This window comes from Acidovorax sp. FJL06 (genome assembly GCF_003852545.1).
Taxonomy (GTDB): domain Bacteria; phylum Pseudomonadota; class Gammaproteobacteria; order Burkholderiales; family Burkholderiaceae_C; genus Acidovorax.
Genome location: NZ_QAJR01000082.1, coordinates 424 through 1604, shown reverse-complemented (window position 1 = coordinate 1604; position 1181 = coordinate 424). Strand labels below are relative to the sequence as shown.

The 1181-nt window shown below is 65.4% G+C and carries 2 protein-coding genes; both read right to left on the bottom strand.

Annotated elements, in window-relative coordinates:
- Positions 1-618: sulfate ABC transporter permease subunit CysT (gene cysT, locus DBV10_RS22610; protein ID WP_124515776.1), on the bottom strand; the 618-nt coding region annotated here is incomplete at its 3' end.
- A gap of 37 nt (positions 619-655) precedes the next feature.
- Positions 656-1181 (bottom strand): sulfate ABC transporter substrate-binding protein (locus tag DBV10_RS22605; RefSeq protein ID WP_124515777.1); only part of this gene is annotated, 526 nt, incomplete at its 5' end.

The window sequence follows — 1181 nt, the reverse complement described above, 5'->3', positions numbered from 1 at the left end:
GGGCGTGATGGAGGGCAGGATGACCTTGGTGAAGGTCTGCAGGCGCGTGGCGCCCAGGCAGGTGGCGGCTTCTTCCAGCTCCTTCTCAGCATCTTCCAGCACGGGCTGCACCGTGCGCACCACAAACGGCAGGCCGATGAAGATCAGCGCAATCACAATGCCCGCGGGCTTGAACGCGAGCTGGATGCCCATGGGCTCCAGGATGCTGCCGACCCAGCCGTTGCCGGCCAGCAGCGCCGTCAGCGAGATGCCGGCCACGGCGGTGGGCAGCGCAAACGGCAGGTCCACCAGCGCATCCACGATCTTCTTGCCCGGGAACTTGTAGCGCACCAGCACCCAGGCGATCAGCAGGCCGAACACCAGGTTGACCAGCGCCGCGAGGAACGACGCGCCAAAGGTCAGCCGGTACGACGCCATCACACGCGGCGCGCTGATGGCGGCCCAGAACTGCTCCCAGGTGAGGGTGAAGGTCTTGAAGATCAATGCCGACAACGGGATCAGCACGATGATGCTCAAGTAGAAAAGGGTGTAGCCCAGTGACAGCCCAAAGCCCGGCAGCACGCGCTTGGGCGCGCGCCGTCCGGCCGGGGCTGCGGCCACAGCGGTCGCAGTGGTCATAGATGCAGTGGTGAGTCGGGAGAAGCGCTGCGCCTACTTACTTGGCGCCGGGCGTGTACAGCTTGTCGAACTGGCCGCCGTCGTTGAAGTGCACCTTCTGCGCTTCGGTCAGCGAACCGAAGTACTTGGCCACGGTGAACTGCTTGATGGGCTTGAAGGTGTCGGCGTACTTCTTGAGCACGGTTTCCGAGCGCGGGCGGATCGCGTGCTTGGCCGCGATCTCCTGCGCTTCTTCAGAGTACAGATAGTCCAGGTAGGCCTTGGCCAGCTGGGCCGTGCCCTTTTTGGCCACGGTGCGCTCGACCACGGCCACGGGGTTCTCGGCCACCACGCTCACCGAGGGGTAGATGGCATCGACCTTGCCGGCGCCGAACTCGCGGTCGATGGAGACCACTTCGGACTCGAAGGTGATCAGCACATCGCCCTGGTTGCGCTGCAGGAAGGTGGCGGTGGCATCGCGGCCACCCTTGGCCAGGATGGGCACGTTCTTGTAGAGCTTGCCCACGAACTCGGCGGCCTGCGCCTCGGTGCCGCCCTTTTCACGCACGGCGCCCCAGGCGGCC